We start from the raw sequence: 16309 nt of genomic DNA, 5'->3' as shown, positions 1-16309 counted from the left end.
AAGGGATTTTACTCTTGAGAAAGGAATTCGATGTCTTCCAAAAGACGTTTTACATCTTCTTTGTTTGTTCCGTCATAAAAACCTCTAACGCGGCGCTTTTGATCGACCAAAACAAAATTCTCTGTATGAACCATATCATAAAGCTGATCTGGTCTTCCTAATTTAACAGCCAAGTACGATTTTCTGGCCATAGTGTAAATTTCTTTTTTATCTCCAGTAACCAAATTCCATTTGCTGTCAACAACTCCATATTTAATGGCATAAGCTTTTAAAACAGAAACACTGTCAACTTCTGGAAAAACCGTATGAGATAGCAACATTACTTTCGGATTGTTCAAAACCGCTTTTTGAACATCAACAAGATTGGTTGACATCTTTGGGCAGATCAATCCGCAAGTGGTAAAGAAGAAATCGGCAACATAGATTTTTCCTTCGTAATTTTTCTGGGTAATAGTATCGCCATTTTGATTGATAAAAGAAAAATCGGCAATTGTGTGGTATTTGCTTTTATATTGAACTGTACTATCTACCAATTCAGGATTAACATCAGCTGGATTATAAATAGGAAGTGTCTTTTTGGGTTTTAAAGCCGAGTAAAACAAAGATATCGTAACAACCGAAAATACTATTAGAACAATAAAAAATTTACGGTATTTATATAAAAGCGATTTCATAAAAATAATTTGGCGCAAAAATACAAAAAGCAGATTCTAAAAACTTTACTGAATTATTTTTTTAACAGGCTTTTGTAACTTTTACGAGTATCTGTATACATATATCTCAGTGTTCAGGTTGTATTTGTGAAATTTATCTGTCTTTTTGGTTTTACAGTTAGAATTTTAACACAATTTTTGAAATAATAACAATATGTTTGTATTTTCCCTTAAACTATAATTTTTTATGAAAAAACAATTTGCTAAACCTGTGTTTGGTGTGATATCTGCAATGTTTGCAATAACTGCAGCTCAAGCTCAAACAGCGCCAAAAGAGCCAGGTATTAATGTGTCTTACATGGATACGAAAATAAGCCCAAGTCAGGATTTTTTCAAATATGTAAACGGAACTTGGTTAGAAAAAACAGAAATCCCAAGTGATCGTACGACATGGGGAAGTTTTAATGAACTGATTAAGAAAACTGACAAAGATGTTATGGCAGTTTTGCAGGAGGCTGCAAAGAATCCAAAGTACAAATCAAATACAGATCAAGGAAAAGCGGTGAATCTGTATAATACTTACTTAGATTCTATTGGAAGAAATAAAAAAGGAATCGAGCCATTAAAACCATATCTGAAAAAAATTGATGCAATTAAAAACATTGCCGATGTTCAGAAATATTTGGTTGAAATGGAAAAAGAAGGAAATGCTGGATTTTTCGGAATTTACATTGGAGCTGATGATAAAGACAGTTCTAAAAACTCTGTAAATTTATGGGCCAAGCCAATTAGGACTTTCAGATAAAGATTATTACACTTCTGATGACAAAGATTCTAAAGAAAAACGTGCGAAATATGAATTGCATGTTGCAAGAATGCTTCAGTTTATTGGAGAATCTCCAGAAAAAGCAAAACAAAGCGCTGCTGAAATTTTAGCTCTTGAAACAGAATTGTCAAAACCAAGATTAAACAGAGTTGAAAGAAGAGACAGCCGTTTGCAATACAATCCAATGACAGTTGCTGAACTTCAAAAATTGACTCCAGCTATCAAATGGAACGAATATTTTGCTGGTTTAGGAATTACTAATTTACAGAATGTAATTGTTTCTGAACCGAAATATATGACGGCTTTAGAAACTGTTTTCAAAGAAAACAAAGTTGCTCAATGGAAAGAATACCTAAAATGGGATTTATTAAACAATTCTGCAAGTAAATTGACTACAGCAATTGATCAAGCTAATTTTGATTTTTACAGCAAAACATTAAGAGGTGCAATTAAACAGCTTCCGGCTGAAGAAAGAGCACTGAATGTTGTTAACGGAAATGTTGGTGAAGCTCTAGGAAAACTTTATGTTGAGAAGGTTTTTCCAGCTGAGGCTAAAACAAAAGCTCTTGATATGATTCATAATGTTATCACGGCTTACCAAAACCGTATTAACAATTTAACTTGGATGTCTAAAGATACTAAGGCAAAAGCAATCGAAAAGCTGAACAAAATAACGATTAAAGTTGGATACCCTGATAAATGGAAAGATTATTCGGCTTTGGAAATTAAAAGTATTGCAGAAGGAGGAAGCTATTTTGAGAATTCTAAAAATCTGGCGTTATGGAGATTTAAGAAAAGCATCGATAAATTGTCTAAGCCAGTTGATAAAACAGAATGGCACATGTCGCCTCAAACGGTAAATGCTTACTACAATCCATCTTATAACGAAATTGTATTCCCAGCTGCAATCCTACAGCCGCCTTTCTACAATTATCAAGCTGACGAAGCAGTTAATTATGGTGGAATTGGTGCTGTAATTGGTCACGAGATTTCTCACGGATTTGATGATTCTGGTGCACGTTACAATGCAGAAGGTAATTTGGTTGACTGGTGGACAGAAGATGATTTGAAACAATTTACTGCTCTTGGAACAGATTTAGCGAATCAGTACAGCGCTCTTGAGCCTTTGCCAGGAATTCACGTTGATGGTAATTTTACTTTAGGTGAAAATATTGGAGATTTAGGTGGAATCAATGCTGCTTATGACGGTTTGCAATTGTATTTGAAAGCTCATGGAAACCCAGGTTTAATCGACGGATTTACACCAGAACAGCGTTTCTTTATTTCTTGGGCTACGGTTTGGAGAACAAAAACTAGAGACGAAGCGATCAAAAATCAAGTGAAAACAAATCCGCACTCTCCAGGAATGTACAGAGCTTATGTTCCAATTCAGAATGTTGATGCTTTCTACAAAGCTTTCGATATTAAGAAAGGTGATAAAATGTATGTTGAACCAGAAAAACGAGTTAAAATCTGGTAATCAATTTTAATAATTCAAAAAAGGGCGGTTCCGAATTTCGGAACCGCCCTTTACTATTTTGAGATAATCAAACGATGTTCCGTAGGAACATTTGATCGGTAGAAAAAAAATATTGGCGCACCATTTTTTACGTTCCGTAGGAACGTTTGATTTTGATATAAATTTTAATCATCTAGCACATTAAACGTTCCTGCGGAACGTAAATGGCTAATAACATAATTTTTCTACCAACGAAATGTTCCTACGGAACATAATCTTTGATTATTTTAAATGACTGTAGATATATGCTTCAATTGCTTTTAATTCTTCGTCAGACATTGACTGAGTAATAGCAAAATTGGTTTTCATAACCTCAAACTGACTCGGATCTACAATTGGTTCTGCATTTCCTTTTAAGAAAGTAACGATATCGCCATTTTTGTCTTTGTAGATTTTGGTAATTTCTTTAATGCTTGGACCAATCACTTTTTGATCTGGCTGATGGCATGCAAAACAATTTCCAGTGCTTTCAAAAAGTTGTTTACCTAATTCTTCTGGTGTTTTGGCTTTCGCCGATTCGCCTTCAGAAACCGACTCTGTTGCTGTATTTGTAGATTCAGCATTTTCTTTTTTACAAGAAGCAAAAGCTAAAACAGCAGCTAAAAATAAAACCTTTTTCATCTTATTTATTTAAAAGTATTGCTGCTTCTTTAGCAAAATAAGTCGAAATAAGATTGGCACCCGAACGTTTAATGCACATTAATTGTTCCATCATAATCTTGTCATGATCTAGCCAGCCTCTTTCAGATGCCGCTTTAATCATGGCATATTCACCAGAAACTTGATAAACAGTTACAGGAACATGTACCGTATTTTTTATTTCGCGAACAATATCCAAATAAGCAATTCCTGGTTTTACCATAACCATATCAGCGCCTTCTTCAACGTCAGACAACGCTTCTTTAATCGCTTCGATTCGGTTTGCATAATCCATTTGGTATGTTTTTTTGTCTTTTGGAACCACAACATCAGCTTCTTTTGGAGCCGAATCTAAAGCATCTCTAAACCGAACCATAAAAAGCTGAAGCATATTTAGCAGAATAACTCATGATGCCAACATTCTGAAATCCAGCAGCATCTAAACCTTCGCGAAGGCGTAAAACACGTCCGTCCATCATATCACTTGGTGCAACAAAATCGGCACCAGCTTCTGCATGAGAAACGGCCATTTTTACTAAAGCATCAACTGTGCTGTCGTTTTCTACATCTCCATTTTTTATAATTCCGTCATGACCATAAATAGAATATGGGTCTAAAGCCACATCTGGCATAACGATCATTTCTGGACAAGCCGCTTTTATGGCGCGAATGGCTTGCTGCATTAATCCGTTAGAATTCCAAGCTTCTTTTCCAGTATTGTCTTTTAAGTCTTCGCTAACTTTTACATAAATATTTACGGCGCGAATTCCTAAATCATAAAGTTCTTTTACTTCTTCAACTGTTAAATCTATAGATCTTCTGAAAATTCCCGGCATTGACGGAATTTCGACTTTTACATTTTCGCCTTCAGCAATAAACATTGGAAACATAAAATCCGATGGACTTAAACTGGTTTCGCGTACTAAAGAACGAATGGATTCATTTACTCTTAATCTTCTGCCTCTTTGTAATGGGAACATATAATTTTAGATTTTAGATTTTAGATTTTAGATTTTTTAGTTGATTTCTTTGAAACTCAGACTGAAAATCTATTTCTAAAACTGCAGTTGTTTTTATTTTTTTTTGAAGTTTATCTCACTTTTTAATGAGTGGCGCAAAGTTAAAGAAAAAGGAACAAAATAAGGCGTTTGGCTTGTTGTAGAATGAGTTAATATTATCTAAAAATTTGGTTTGATGTTTTTATTTGAAGTAGATTTGCAAAATTAGGAAAAATCTTATTTTATTGTTATGAAAATTAAAGCTGGGATTCTATTTTGTATTGCTCTATTTATGAATAGAGATGATTGGAAGCTTAAAATAAAATTATCTGAAGATGATTTGAATAAAGATTTTGCTTTTGGAAGAGTTATAGAAACAAGTTCTTCTGTATTAGTTGAAATATTTAAAAAAACAGGTTCTGCTAAAACAGATATAAATGAAATTATAAATTCTGGTATTATGTTTTCACCTGTTCAGATATTTTGGGATGGTATTGTAAAAAAGAGATGGAAAATTATTGGGCAAACTGAAAATTATGATAAGATCAAAGATTCTAATTATAATAATCTTAAAATGGTCTTTGGAATAGATGACGATTTTAGATTGAGGGATTTACATACCGAACAAGAAACTATTATTTCTCGAAATCAAATTGAAAAACATGAGTTTTCAACAGTTTGGTTTCCAATTAATTTAGAAAATAGAATCTTAAAAAAAATGGACTATTTATAATTAGAATTTACAATCAAGAACAATGAATAAAATACTTATTATATCCTGCTTTTTATTCCTGACAAATTGTTTTGTAAAAAAAGAACGAATCGAACATGACGAAAATATATCTGTTCAAGCATTATATCGAAAGGCACTTGATCACTATTTTCTGGAAAAACTAGATTTAAAAAAATATGATAGTCTTCTTGCAACTAGTAAATTACGATTTATTAGAAGAAGCACTAAAAGGCAAAATGTATATCAGCAAACGTCAACTCTTGCTTTAAATTATATTTATCTTCGAAACAACATTTATATCGAAAGATTAGATAAAAAGAGATTAGTTTTTTTGCAAAGCAGAATTGACAATCAAAAACTTAATGTTGATGAAGAATTGATCGAGGTAGTTAGAAAAACGTATTCGGAAATTATTAATGTGTTTCCTGAGGAAAAATCGTCTAGAACAGTTTTATACAGTAAAGACGGCAAAAAGACAGCACCGAATAATGCTGTGATTTTTGAAATTGCACATCAATCGGAATTTAATTAGGAAGGTAATTACGTAAGCCGTGAAAATGAAGCTCGTAAAAAAACGTATTTAAAAGAAGAATTAATTCCACGTATGGAAAAGGAGTTTTCAGAAAAATTGGATTGCCCAGTTACTATTTTTTATTGAAGAATGAAACGAATGAAAAAATTTACAAATATAGAAAGTTCAACAACTGTAAATGACCATTGGCAATATTGTGAAAAAAATAAAATTCCGTACTTAACCATTAAAAGAAAAAACAAATCATTTTTTGAAGTCTTTTATGATATCACAAATACAAAGCTTGATTTAAATATTGTCTCAGATGAAATTAGAGATATTTATTTGAGTTATGCAAAGTTCTGCTTGATTCCATTTTTTGAATATGAATTATATTTAGATCAAGATTATTTTTTCAAGATGTTGGTAAAAGACGGGCACGAACAATTTTTTTCAGAACAACTTTTTAATTATTTGTTGAGTAAATAAATACGCGCTATCGGTTTTTTTGTACATAAAAACATAATGGAAAGACTTATATTAATTTCAAGATTTCGCAGTCAAGTTCTAACTTTGAAAGATTACCTTTCATTTAGCAAAAATGTTTTAATTGAACTAGGCAAATTAGATGCTGTTTTTGCAAACTCTTTCAGTTGGGCAGGTAATAAAAAACATAGGATTTCTGGCTTTGATAATTATTACACTAATTTTGAGGAAACTGTTTTTTCTCAGAAAATTTGGGATGAGGAAATAAGATACAGTAATCCAGACACAGGCAATTTTAATTGCACTATGGATTCGACCTCGTCTATAGGTTTTTTAAATTCTTATTCGAACGTTAATGATAGTTCTTTAAATCAGTTTGTAGTAAGAATATCGGCAGGAGGGAATAAGGGTAACGATATAGGTTATATCAACATAGAATTTCCTACATCTTTTGATACAAAATACTATGATTACTTTTTTGTAAAAAAATTAATGCTGAAAATAATTGAATTGGTAGATCCAATTTATGCAGTTGTTACTACAGATAATTTCATTGACTTGGTAGAACTCGAAAATACTGATTTCTGGATTGGCTGGTTTACATACTTGAAGAAGCAGAATATTGAATTCAATATTAATAATTTAATAGAAGAAGAATTTATAACAGATACAGATCAAGGCATTGTCCTAACGCTAGGAAAAGAAACAATATCGAGCAATAATGAAATTATCGTTTCAAAAGCAATTGCAGTGCGCAATGAATTACTTAAATTGAATCTGCTTAATTATAACCGATAGCACAGATTTGCAAATCCGCGCTAGCGAAGTTGCAAACTATCGTAATAAAAAGTAAAATAGGAATGAAATGAAAGAAAGTTTAAAAGAATTTATAGATTATAACGATTCTGATGATGAGTTGGAATACTACATTAGAATTCATGCTGAATGGAGCGAAAAATCTTTTTTAAAAATGAAAAGATTAATTTGTAATGTCATAGAAGACTATTCGGATGATTTGTATTACCCAAAATCAATTATTTATTATTGCTTGAAAGTTATTCAAAGAATAATTGATATTATATCAAATGACTTTTTTTGCCAACATGTTTGGCCAAAAGAATTTACGAAAGAAAGTTATAAAGCTTTTATAAGCAAAAGAATTATAGATTTAAAATCGATAAGAGAAAACTTTATTAATTCACTTTAAATCCGCGCTAGCGAATTAAGAATTTAGACATATCATGGTTTTTCAGAATATTCCATCTAAATTTGCTAAATGAAGAAAATTCTCGCTTTATTTTGCTGTTTGCTCTTAACGAGTTGTTTTGAGATTACAGAAAGAATCAAACATCACGACGATCAAAGTGGTGAATACACTCTTATCATCGACTTTTCGCGATCTTGGTTTAAAACCAAATCGGCTATTTGGCTGGAAGAAGTCGATGGCGTAAAAATTCCGAATGAACAGGAAATTACCGCAAAGCTCAGTGATTTTAAAGAAAAAGCTTTAAAGATTAACGGAATTTCCAACGTAAGTACCAAAACAGATTTTGACAATTATGTCTTTATTATCAAACTAAACTATGCCAATCTAAAAGCATTAAACGCCGTTGTAAATACAATTAATAATCAGCGCGATCAGATTCACTTTAGCGGAAGCGGCAAAACTTTTGAAAGAATTGCCTCTTATCCCGTTCCAGAAAAAGTCGTAAACGACCCAAAGAAAAAGAAAGATCTCGAAGAAGCCAGCATTATTTCTATTTACACTTTCGATAAAGATATTCTGTCTGCAGACAATGCAAACAGCAAAATTTCTAAAAACAAAAAGACGGTTTTTTTAAAACAAAGTATGTACAGCGTTTTTAAAAAATCGACATTAATGAATAATACCATCCAATTAACGCCTTGATTTTATGAAGCATTTTTACACACTCATTTTTCTATTCGCCACGTATTTCTGTTTTGGACAGACCGTTCCAGAAAAATACGATTATTTTGTACAGTTTAACGGAAGTCAGCTTTCTAAAAAAGTTAGCATCGATGAGGTTTTAAATCATCCAATTTTAACCAAATACATCCATAAAAAGCCTGATTTTGATCTTCGTAAATATGCTGCTATTATTAAATTGAATGAAAAAATTACCATTCACGGGAACTTCTTAGATTCTGTTCCGTTTTACCAAGTTACGATTCCGGTAAAAAGCAAAGAAGCGGTTAGAAAATATTTAATCGAAAAGCAGGGAGCAAACGGAACGAACAGTTCAATTGAAGATTTTGGAAAATACGAAGTTTATACACCAAATGGAGTAAAAAGATCGTTTGTCTGGAACGACAATTATTTGGTTGTTATTGAATTGACAAAACGACTTCCTTCTAAATTTTATGATGTTGCAGAAACTGCTGTAGCAACAGATTCTATAGCAATATCTGAACCTTATGAAGAGACTGCTGTAATTCAAGCGCCAGTTTATCCACCAACAATTCCTGTACCTCCAGCAAAAAGTACCGATCCAATAGTATTTGAAGAACCGGTAGAGAATGATTCTTTGTACGATGGAAATCCGTATGAAGAATATACTGTTGAACAAGCAGAATTTGATAAAAAATTAGCTGAAAAACAGCGAGAAATCATAAAAGCGTTATTCGAAAACGGATTTACAGCTCCGACTTCTCCAAAAATCAATGTTGCTGCTGATATTTCTTCTTGGGTAAATTATGGCGGAATGATGTCTAGTTTGTATTCCATGTATAATTATCCGCTTTCGTTATTTGGCGGTTACGATAAATATTTGCCAATGCAGAATAATTTTGGGAATTTTATAAAGGGCATCAATTTGGATTTTTATTTTGATAATGATAATGCTCGAATCGAAGAAGAGGTAGAATATTCTCCAGAGATTGCGAATGTTGTGAGTAAAATAAGCAATAGAAAAATCAATAAAAATATCTTTACTTATTTCCCTGCTCAGAAACCTTTGGGTTATATTTCGTATCATGCCAATACAAAAGCGGCGTTAGAAAACTTTCCTTCATTAATGACAGAATTATTTCAAAATCCGAAATTCGCCAAAGAAGATATTACACTTATAACAGATTTAATTTCGACAATTGTAGATGAAGAAGCTACAGCAAAGCTTTTTGATGGCGATTTAAGCGCGTTTTTATATGATGTGAAAGAAGTTGAGGTATTGAGCAAAAAATACGGTTATGACGAGAATTATGAAGAAACAATAACAGAAGAAAAAGTGAAAAAAGATATTCCGCTTTTTTCTGTGATTTTTACTTCTACGCATCCAACATTTGGAGATAAATTGTTGCAATTGGGTGTTCGCAAAAAAATATTAGTTCAGAATGGAAATTTCTACACGATTGCTGGAACTCAGGAATATGATAATATATTTATTCTGAAAGACAAAGACGTGGTAATTGTTGCCAATACAAAAGAGTATTTTGGCGCAGGAAACGGATCTTTACCAAAGACACCAAGAAAGATTTGAACAAAAACTATATTTCTGGAAAACTGAATATTGCACAAACAGTTAAGACATTTGGTAAAAACGCAAAAGACTCCGAATTGGATCGAATGACTAAAATTTCTTCTCAGTTTTCGGATATTGCTATAGAATCACCTAAAAAGTTAATTGATAATAAATTGAAATTTGTTTTTAAGCTGAATTCTTTCAAGTCTGATAAAAACATCATTTTGCAGACTTTAGACATGGCTGAAGAAATGACTTCTAAATAATTGAAAAATAAAATCCCTGAAACTCTTCAGGGATTTTTTTTATGATTTTATTGAATGGAAGCTTCGTAAATCTCTTTAATTGAATTTCCTAGTTGCGAATTAAATTCAGCGTCAGATTGCCCAGCGCTAAGCCCTTCTGATAAAGCTCTTGAAAAACTCGCAATCAATCCATGATTTTCTGCTAGTTTTTGATTGGCATCTTCTCGAGAATATCCGCCAGAAAGCGCTACAACACGAACCACATGAGGATCAGTCATTAAATCGCCGTAAAAATTATTTATAGTTGGGATAGAAAGTTTCAGCATAATTTTCACGTCTTGGTCTAAAGAATTTAGCTGTTTTTGAATTTCATCTTTCAAAATCTGTTCTGATTTTTCTTTATCAGTACTGTAAATATCAACTTCAGGTTCAATTATCGGAACAAGTCCTTTCTTAAATATCTGCAGACCAACTTCAAATTGCTGTTTCACCACTTCCTGAATTCCTTTTGGATTTGCTTCTTTAATAACAGAACGCATTTTGGTTCCAAAAATCTTTCGCTCTACAGCGCGATCAAGCAATTCGTTTAAATTAGAAATCGGTTTCATTAACTGAACGCCATTGGAAAGATCGGCAAGACCTTTGTCTACTTTTAGAAAGGGAATAATATGTTTTTTCTCCCAAAGATAATCTGCTGTCCATTGTCCGTCAATCTTTCGATCCATCGTGTTTTCAAACAAAATGGCACCCAAAATATATTGGCTGTCAAAAACGGGACTTTTAATAATTCTAGTTCTCATTTCATGTACAAGAGTGTACATTTCTTCATCATTTGTGTATTGACTCTCTTCAACGCCATATTGCGATAATGCCTTAGGTGTACTGCCGCCACTTTGATCTAATGCTGCAATAAAACCTTTTCCAGAATGCATGAGATTTAACTGTTCGCTGTTTATACCTTTCATAACAATGAATTTTAGTTTTTATAAATCTCTGTAATTTAAGCATTTTAATTGGGCTGTATGCTTATTTCGGGTTAAGATTTCTTACAAACCTATTTTTTTATTGACATTGTCGTAGACTTCTTTTACTTTTTTTGGAGGATCAAATCGGTAACCAACAGAAAGTTTTACCGTAGCAATATTGTCATTCAATCTTGGATCAACTTTATCATCTTGCGCAAAACTTACGGTATTGAGACTGGCAAAACCAAAGAAACGGTCTTTGTTGTAGGCCAGTTTTAAATTGAAATCGGCTTGGTATAAAGCTGAGGTTTCTTTATCAATAACATTTAACCCACCACCCAAAGCAAGTCCTGCGCCAATTAAAACGCGATCACTGATTACGAAATTATAAAAATAGGCGGGAGCCAAAGTGAATACATAAATATCTCCAGGTGACGAATCGGGAGTGTTTAAATCGAGATTGGTATAATAAAAAGAAAATGAAGGGATAAAACTTCCAGAGCTTTTAGTCTGCCATTCGTTTTGGCTGACCAATGTTTTAAAAGAGAATTTATCATTGAAAACATATGAAGTTGATCCGCCAATTTTTGTGGTACGCATATTAGGCAGCTGAGCTGTAATATTGTCATCACTAATATAAAATCCTTTTTGATTAATAAAAGTGAACGACTGCATCCATTTTTTATAATAAAAGCGAGTATTGAAATTAAAGTTTTTGGAATGAGAATCGCCCTTGTTCTGACTTAAGAATTTGGGAGCAAAACCAATTGTAATATCAACGATTTTATAATTTAAAGTAAAACCAATCTGTTCTCTTCGATTCGGAATTAGATTCACATACGTTTGCGAATCCTGACCTGAAGCAATTTGAAAACTATTGGAAGTGTCTAAATAATAAACGCTGGCAGTGATTTTATCGTTATAAGATTTAAAATACGAATTGTGCAGGGAATCGTTTTGGGCAAAACATCCAAAAAAGCTGATAAAAAATGTGATGTAAATCAGTTTCAAGATCATGTGGTATTTAAGAAATGCTTCGGAGAAGCAAAATATTTATAGTAATAATAATCAAATCAGATTTTAAGCTCCAGAGGAGCGACATAAAATTAAACGTCCTCAAAAATATATTCATTTTTAAAATCAATATTGAATAATTTTAGAAACGTGATATATTCTTCTTTGAACGTTTTAGTTTTATGATGTTCTTCTTGATTTTCAATGTACTTTATAACAGGTGTCAATTGTGAATGTCCGTATGAAAAAGCACCAAAACCTGTTTGCCATTCAAATTTTCCGTTTATCCATTTTTGCTCATTTATGAATTTGGATGAACTTGTTTTAATATCTCTTACCAAATCTGATATCGAAACATTTGGTTTTATTCCAACTAAGATATGAATATGATCTGGCATTCCGTTTATTGCAATTAGTTTTTGTTTCTGATTGGTAATAATTCCCGTAATGTATTTATAAATTTCATCTTTCCATTTTTTGGAAATTAAGTTTTGTCTTCCTTTTACAGCAAAAACAATTTGAACGTACAATTGAGAATAGGTGTTTGCCATTTTAATTAAAATTATTAAACGTAAAGCTAATTAATAAATTTAATTTGTAAGATAAGTATTTCTTTTTTTGTATTAGGCAAATATGTCGCCCCTCTGGGGCTTTATGTAGAGGTAGGTCAATTGTTCTATAAATATTTGGCTTCTCCGAAGCCATTTTAGATTAAAAAAACAGCTTCGGAGAAGCTGAATATTTATAGCAAAAAATTATAGATAAGTTTCAAAAGCTCCAGCGGAGTGACATAGATATTTTTAGATGGTTTATTTGTTGTATATGGTTTCCTTTATTTCGCCCCTCTGGGGCTTTATGCAGAGGTAGGTCAATTGTTCTATAAATATTTGGCTTCTCCGAAGCCATTTTAGATTAAAAAAAACAGCTTCGGAGAAGCTGAATATTTATAGCAAAAAATTATAGATAAGTTTCAAAAGCTCCAGCGGAGTGACATAGATATTTTTAGATGGTTTATTTGTTGTATATGGTTTCCTTTATTTCGCCCCTCTGGGGCTTTATGCAGAGGTAGGTCAATTGTTCTATAAATATTTGGCTTCTCCGAAGCCATTTTAGATTAAAAAAACAGCTTCGGAGAAGCTGAATATTTATAGCAAAAAATTATAGATAAGTTTCAAAAGCTCCAGCGGAGTGACATAGATATTTTTAGATGGTTTATTTGTTGTAGGTTTCCTTTTTTCGCCCCTCTGGGGCTTTATGTAGAGGTAGGTCAATTGTTCTATCAATATTTGGCTTCTCCGAGGCCATTTTAGATTAAAAAAACAGCTTCGGAGAAGCTGAATATTTATAGCAAAAAATTTAAAAAAAATTTTAAACCCATTCAATAGGGTTCTGCAATACATTAATCAATTTCTCTTCTTCGCTTCCCGCTTCTGGATGATGATCGTAAACCCATTGAACATGCGGAGGCAAACTCATTAAAATACTTTCAATTCTTCCGTTGGTTTTTAATCCGAATAAAGTTCCTTTATCGTGTACTAGATTAAACTCCACATAACGACCGCGACGGATTTCCTGCCAGTTTCTGTTTTCTGGTGTATATTCTAAATTCTTTCTTCTTTCTACAATTGGTACATAAGCTTCCAGGAAACTATTTCCAACTTCGGTTACAAAATCGTACCAGTTTTCCATTGACATTGCTTCATTTGCTTTGCAATAATCAAAGAACAAACCGCCAAGTCCGCGGGCTTCATTACGGTGTGCATTCCAGAAATACGAATCGCACTGTTTTTTATATTTCGGATAAAACTCTGGATTATGTTTATCGCAAGCGGTTTTACATGTTTGATGAAAATGTTTTGCATCTTCTTCAAACAAATAATAAGGCGTTAAATCCTGTCCGCCGCCGAACCATTGTTCGATTACATTTCCAGCTTCGTCGTACATTTCGAAATATCGCCAATTGGCGTGCACAGTAGGAACCATTGGGTTTTTCGGGTGAATGACCAAGCTTAATCCGCAGGCAAAGAAGTCGGCTTCTCCTACGCCAAACATTTTTTGCATCGTTTCAGGAAGTTTTCCATGAACAGCAGAAATGTTTACACCGCCTTTTTCAAAAACATTTCCGTTTTCTATAACGCGCGTTCTCCCGCCTCCGCCTTCTGGACGTTTCCATAAATCTTCACGGAATTTTGTTGTTCCGTCAACAGCTTCTAATCCAGCGCAGATTTGGTCTTGTAATTGTTGTATGTAGTTGTAAAATTGGTCTTTCATGTCTTAATTTTCATTTTCTGGTATAGTATCATGATACTTGAATGCAGCATTCATATCAATTACTATTGTAGTATCTTTTTTAAAGATTTTTACAAATCTTGAATTTACTTTTTTAAATAGCGAATCTCCTATTTCAGCTTTTTCCCAAAGAACAGGATAAACATATATTGGAGTCGAATCTTTTAGAATAAATTTTTGAGACATATGGTTATGTTTATCTAAAAATTTTTTCACAATTATCCCAGAAAAATTTTTATGAAACATTTCTTTATATGCGTCTTTACTAATTTTGGCTTCATTTGAAAAATAAGAACAAGTACTAGCAAATACCGCAAAAAATACCATTACAAAAAAACCTTGATATAATGGATTCAATTTTTCAAAATTAAAATCAGCAATATCGTTTAAAATTTTTTCTAAATAACTCATTTAAATTTTAACAAAGCGATTTTATTGTTTATCCCAAAAGAAAAAACCTTGCTTTCCTGCTGAATATATTGATAAACTGCCAAAGCTTTAGCTGTAAAATTATGGTTTTCTTCTTTTGAGAATTCTATTAAAATATCACCAAATTGTTCTAATTGATCCCAATCAAAATGAAGACGGGCTAATAAGGTAATTAATTCTTCGTTGGAGTAATCGATTAATGTTTGGATATTTAGTCCAAACTCTTTTAAATGATTTTCGATATCTGATTTTTGTAAATGACTCAAAGGATAAGGCACAAAAATGAGTGTTCGCAATGTCTTTAGAACATTGTCAATTCTGATTTTTTCTTCGTCTCTTAAACCTTTGTTTAGCATTTTTCTAGTTTTCAGTCGCAGTTTTCAGTCGCAGTAAAATCTGAAAACTGCGACTGAAAACTGAACACTTAATTCCCGTATTCCTTAACCGCGTCAATAAACGCTTTGGCATGATCTACAGGGATATTTGGTAAAATTCCGTGACCTAAATTTACGATATACTTATCTTTTCCGAATTCATCGATCATTTCGTGAACCATTTTCTTAATTGTCGGAATTGGAGAAAGTAATCTTGACGGATCAAAGTTTCCTTGTAAAGTAATATTTCCGCCAGACAAATAACGAGCATTTCTAGCCGAACAAGTCCAGTCAACTCCTAATGCAGAAGCTTTACTTTTACCCATTTCGCCAAGAGCAAACCAGCATCCTTTTCCGAAAACAATAACAGGAGTAATATCAGCTAAAGCGTCAACAATCTGGTTAATGTATTTCCATGAAAATTCTTGATAATCAACCGGAGAAAGCATTCCGCCCCAAGAATCAAAAATCTGAACAGCATTTACTCCCGATTTTACTTTTTCTTTTAAATATAAAATAGTCGTATCGGTGATTTTTTGCAATAAAGTGTGTGCTGCAGCTGGGTTTGAAAAACAGAATCCTTTTGCAGTATCAAAACTTTTAGAACCTTTTCCTTCAACAGCGTAGCAGAAAATAGTCCAAGGAGAACCAGCGAAACCAATCAATGGCACTTCATCATTCAGCATTTCCTTAGTCAATTTCACAGCGTCAAAAACGTAGCCTAAAGTCTCATTTACATCTGGAACGTAAACTTTATGAACATCTGCTAGAGAACGAATCGGATTTGGAATAATTGGCCCCAAATTGTCTTTTAATTCTACGTGAATTCCCATAGCACGTGGAACTACTAAAATATCCGAAAATAAAATTGCAGCATCTGGAGCAATTCTTCGGATAGGTTGAACTGTAATTTCAGCAGCTAATTCTGGAGTTTCGCAACGTGTAAAAAAATCATATTTATCACGAAGTTCTCTAAATTCAGGTAAATATCTTCCTGCCTGACGCATCATCCATACCGGCGGACGTTGCACAGTTTCTCCTTTTAATGCTCTTAAAAATAGGTCGTTTTTTAACATTTTTTCTTGCTTTAGGCTTTAAGCTTTAGGCTTTAAGCTTGTTTTTAACTATGATTTTTTTGCTTACGGCTTA

Annotated in this window: 17 protein-coding genes and 2 pseudogenes; 9 read left to right on the top strand and 10 right to left on the bottom strand. The window is 32.7% G+C overall.

From position 1 onward, the window contains the following. Positions 1 to 8: 8 nt before the first annotated feature. Positions 9 to 674, bottom strand: coding sequence for an SCO family protein (locus ACPWTF_RS12345; RefSeq protein WP_427875646.1), 666 nt, complete (start codon positions 672 to 674; stop codon positions 9 to 11). Positions 675 to 900: 226 nt separating this feature from the next. Between ACPWTF_RS12345 and ACPWTF_RS12340 the strand changes: the two are divergent. Further along, positions 901 to 2959 (top strand): annotated as a pseudogene (locus ACPWTF_RS12340) (M13 family metallopeptidase). Positions 2960 to 3220: 261 nt separating this feature from the next. On the opposite strand, the gene ACPWTF_RS12335 reads toward ACPWTF_RS12340, so the two are convergent. Together ACPWTF_RS12335 and hemB are read right to left on the bottom strand one after the other, a co-directional pair. After that, the gene (locus ACPWTF_RS12335) at positions 3221 to 3619 is read right to left on the bottom strand and encodes a c-type cytochrome (protein WP_427875645.1); all 399 of its coding nucleotides are present in this window, start codon (positions 3617 to 3619) and stop codon (positions 3221 to 3223) included. Position 3620: 1 nt separating this feature from the next. Further along, positions 3621 to 4617: pseudogene (gene hemB / locus ACPWTF_RS12330) on the bottom strand (porphobilinogen synthase). Positions 4618 to 4885: 268 nt separating this feature from the next. Between hemB and ACPWTF_RS12325 the strand changes: the two are divergent. From ACPWTF_RS12325 to ACPWTF_RS12290, 8 genes are all read left to right on the top strand, one after another. After that, positions 4886 to 5368 carry an Imm26 family immunity protein gene (locus ACPWTF_RS12325; protein ID WP_427875644.1) on the top strand — a complete coding sequence of 161 codons (483 nt, stop codon included), beginning with the start codon at positions 4886 to 4888 and terminating at the stop codon, positions 5366 to 5368. 22 nt (positions 5369 to 5390) lie between these two features. After that, positions 5391 to 5900: a hypothetical protein gene (locus ACPWTF_RS12320; protein WP_427875643.1), complete on the top strand. Its 510-nt coding sequence runs from the start codon at positions 5391 to 5393 to the stop codon at positions 5898 to 5900. A gap of 138 nt (positions 5901 to 6038) precedes the next feature. Beyond that, positions 6039 to 6368: a hypothetical protein gene (locus tag ACPWTF_RS12315; protein ID WP_427875642.1), complete on the top strand. Its 330-nt coding sequence runs from the start codon at positions 6039 to 6041 to the stop codon at positions 6366 to 6368. 36 nt (positions 6369 to 6404) lie between these two features. After that, on the top strand, positions 6405 to 7163 hold the full coding sequence (locus tag ACPWTF_RS12310) for a hypothetical protein (RefSeq protein ID WP_427875641.1): 759 nt from the start codon (positions 6405 to 6407) through the stop codon (positions 7161 to 7163). Between the two features lie 67 nt (positions 7164 to 7230). Further along, positions 7231 to 7572, top strand: a complete 342-nt coding sequence (locus ACPWTF_RS12305; RefSeq protein WP_427875640.1) for a hypothetical protein — start codon at positions 7231 to 7233, stop codon at positions 7570 to 7572. Between the two features lie 69 nt (positions 7573 to 7641). Further along, positions 7642 to 8274 carry a hypothetical protein gene (locus ACPWTF_RS12300; RefSeq protein ID WP_427875639.1) on the top strand — a complete coding sequence of 211 codons (633 nt, stop codon included), beginning with the start codon at positions 7642 to 7644 and terminating at the stop codon, positions 8272 to 8274. 4 nt (positions 8275 to 8278) lie between these two features. Then, positions 8279 to 9862, top strand: a complete 1584-nt coding sequence (locus ACPWTF_RS12295; RefSeq protein WP_427875638.1) for a hypothetical protein — start codon at positions 8279 to 8281, stop codon at positions 9860 to 9862. Beyond that, a complete protein-coding gene (locus ACPWTF_RS12290; RefSeq protein WP_427875637.1) occupies positions 9859 to 10110 on the top strand; it encodes a hypothetical protein in 252 nt (83 codons plus the stop codon). Before ACPWTF_RS12295 ends, ACPWTF_RS12290 begins: the two co-directional genes overlap by 4 nt. A 47-nt stretch (positions 10111 to 10157) precedes the next feature. Here ACPWTF_RS12290 and ACPWTF_RS12285 read toward each other — a convergent pair whose 3' ends face one another. The 7 genes from ACPWTF_RS12285 to hemE form a co-directional block, all read right to left on the bottom strand. Beyond that, positions 10158 to 11045, bottom strand: a complete 888-nt coding sequence (locus tag ACPWTF_RS12285; protein ID WP_427875755.1) for a fructose bisphosphate aldolase — start codon at positions 11043 to 11045, stop codon at positions 10158 to 10160. A gap of 90 nt (positions 11046 to 11135) precedes the next feature. Then, positions 11136 to 12071 carry a DUF4421 family protein gene (locus ACPWTF_RS12280; protein ID WP_427875636.1) on the bottom strand — a complete coding sequence of 312 codons (936 nt, stop codon included), beginning with the start codon at positions 12069 to 12071 and terminating at the stop codon, positions 11136 to 11138. An 89-nt stretch (positions 12072 to 12160) separates the two neighbouring features. Then, positions 12161 to 12619, bottom strand: a complete 459-nt coding sequence (gene tnpA, locus ACPWTF_RS12275; RefSeq protein ID WP_427875635.1) for an IS200/IS605 family transposase — start codon at positions 12617 to 12619, stop codon at positions 12161 to 12163. Positions 12620 to 13436: 817 nt separating this feature from the next. Continuing rightward, a complete protein-coding gene (hemF, locus tag ACPWTF_RS12270) occupies positions 13437 to 14339 on the bottom strand; it encodes an oxygen-dependent coproporphyrinogen oxidase (protein WP_427875634.1) in 903 nt (300 codons plus the stop codon). Between the two features lie 3 nt (positions 14340 to 14342). Then, positions 14343 to 14768, bottom strand: coding sequence for a hypothetical protein (locus tag ACPWTF_RS12265; RefSeq protein WP_427875633.1), 426 nt, complete (start codon positions 14766 to 14768; stop codon positions 14343 to 14345). Beyond that, positions 14765 to 15142, bottom strand: coding sequence for a hypothetical protein (locus ACPWTF_RS12260; protein ID WP_427875632.1), 378 nt, complete (start codon positions 15140 to 15142; stop codon positions 14765 to 14767). The genes ACPWTF_RS12265 and ACPWTF_RS12260 overlap by 4 nt, the downstream gene beginning before the upstream one ends. A gap of 68 nt (positions 15143 to 15210) precedes the next feature. Beyond that, a complete protein-coding gene (gene hemE / locus ACPWTF_RS12255) occupies positions 15211 to 16236 on the bottom strand; it encodes a uroporphyrinogen decarboxylase (protein ID WP_111377708.1) in 1026 nt (341 codons plus the stop codon). Between the last annotated feature and the right edge of the window lie 73 nt (positions 16237 to 16309).

The organism is Flavobacterium sp. MMS24-S5, from assembly GCF_050320125.1.
Lineage (GTDB): Bacteria > Bacteroidota > Bacteroidia > Flavobacteriales > Flavobacteriaceae > Flavobacterium > Flavobacterium tyrosinilyticum.
Note: the sequence above shows the minus strand (reverse complement) of the source record. Positions and strands in the feature narration are given on the sequence as shown.